2 protein-coding genes are annotated in these 1,870 nt (G+C 40.9%); both read right to left on the bottom strand.

The window, feature by feature from the left end; genetic code table 11:
• Nucleotides 1-24 precede the first annotated feature (24 nt).
• Entirely contained in the window at nucleotides 25-1,212 is a 1,188-nt protein-coding gene (locus AABK37_RS41185; protein WP_432557142.1) for an RNA-guided endonuclease InsQ/TnpB family protein, read from the bottom strand.
• Nucleotides 1,193-1,795 carry an IS607 family transposase gene (locus tag AABK37_RS41180; protein ID WP_432557141.1) on the bottom strand — a complete coding sequence of 201 codons (603 nt, stop codon included), beginning with the start codon at nucleotides 1,793-1,795 and terminating at the stop codon, nucleotides 1,193-1,195. The genes AABK37_RS41185 and AABK37_RS41180 overlap by 20 nt, the downstream gene beginning before the upstream one ends.
• Nucleotides 1,796-1,870: the final 75 nt, after the last annotated feature.

The following is a 1,870-nucleotide window of genomic DNA, read 5'->3' as shown; positions in this document are numbered from 1 at the left end:
CCGCTCTGTAAAACTTATACAATCTTAGACATGCCAAGACTCTTGTTTGCTTCCTGCTTCAACCGGTCTCCCAGGCAGATCCCGTCCACAGGCTTCCACGGCAGAGCTTGCCGCAGCTTCCGAATAATCTCTGATGTTAATTGAAGCATTCAAATCGCGGTCAATGGATATACCACAATTAGGACAGTCGTAAGTCCTTAATCGCAATGGCATTGGTTGACGATGACCGCAATTACTACAAAGCTGACTTGATGGATAGAATCTATCAATGACGATAACTTTGTTACCATACCATTCAGCTTTGTATTCCAACTGCCTTCTAAATTCGTAGAAACCAGAGTCGGCGATGGCACTGGCCAATTTGTGATTTTTCAACAAGCCTGATACGTTCAAGTTCTCAATCACAATCTCACTGTGGTTTTTGGCAAGATGCGAAGTTAACTTATGTGTAGCATCGTTACGAATACTAGCAATACGAGCATGAAGCTTGGCTATTTTTTGTTTAGTCTTCTCGCGATTCTTCCCTCCTGATATTTGTCTGGATAGTTTGCGTTGTAGTACCTTCAGCTTTGTTTTATTAGTGCGGTAAGGCTTCAGTGCTGGATAAATAGTGCCATCGCTCAATGTTGCTAGCATCTTGATGCCCAAGTCCACACCGACTCGTCCGAACTTTTTATGACTTGTTACTTGCTCCACCTCAACCTTGAAAGCAACATACCACTCTCCTGCTTTGCGACTGATATTTACGGATTTAATTTTTTGATTGGGAACAGTTTCGTACAACCGAATTAAACCGATACGAGGTAACTGGATAAACCCATCTTTAATGGCAATAGCTCCATCCAGGTAAAAATGGTCGTTGACGAATTTCTTCTTTCGTTTAGGCACGCCACTACCTTTAACTTTCAAGTGCCGCTTCCAAGCATTGTCTAAATCTCTGAGCGCTTGTTGCGGAGCGCACTTAGAGGAATTGTAAAACCATTTCTGTTCTGGCTTTACCTCGGCATTCAATTTCTTATGGAGGTCAATAGCTGATGGAAATTTTGGTAATGATTCTCCTCGCACATGAGCAATGTTCCTGGCTTCAATAGCAAGTAAGCATTGTTGCAATCCCCAGTTGTACGCCCATCTCGCGCAACCAGCATGTTGAGCTAATAAGGAGCGCTGTTTATTGTTGGGATTAAGTTTAGTTTTAAATCCTTTGAGCAACATCTTTCAACTCTTCCACAATCTTTTTATTTTTATGGCTTCTACTACCATATAGTCGTGCTGAAAACACTGTAATTATTTCCAATACGTCAGTAGCTAAATCTTCTTCAAAACTACTGTCTTCTGTTCGATTAATAATTACTACCTCCGTTCCAAATATTTCACATAAAGAAAATATGAGTTCAGCGCCGAACCTGAGTAGGCGGTCTTTATGGGTCAGTACGAGTCTTTCTACTTTGTTTTCGGTAATTAACCTTATTAACCTTTTTAGTCCACGCTTGTTATAATTCATTCCCGAACCCAAGTCTTCAATAACTTCAAATTGCCAACCGCTTGTTGCACAAAATAGTTCCAACACCTCACGTTGACGCTTTAAATCTTCTTTTTGATCGTGGCTAGATACGCGACAGTAACCAATGGTGTAAGATAATTCACCTTTAATTCCTAGCAACTCAGACAACTCATATCGCCTGTGCCCACCTTCTGTTCTTTCGGGATGCAGTTTTCCTTCTGCTTCCCATCTATAGAGGGTTTTAGTGGACACTCCTTTTAATTTTGCAGCTTCAGATACAGTTAACTTAGACATCTGCTGATTATAGCTCATGAAATGTCTAAGAATAACGAAGATTGTCTAATTATTTTGATTCAGCTACCCAACCCT

Origin of the sequence: Tolypothrix sp. VBCCA 56010 (assembly GCF_050875635.1) — a bacterium.
Lineage (GTDB): Bacteria > Cyanobacteriota > Cyanobacteriia > Cyanobacteriales > Nostocaceae > Hassallia.
The sequence above is the reverse complement of the archived record's forward strand: the minus strand, read 5'-3'. Positions and strand labels throughout refer to the sequence as shown.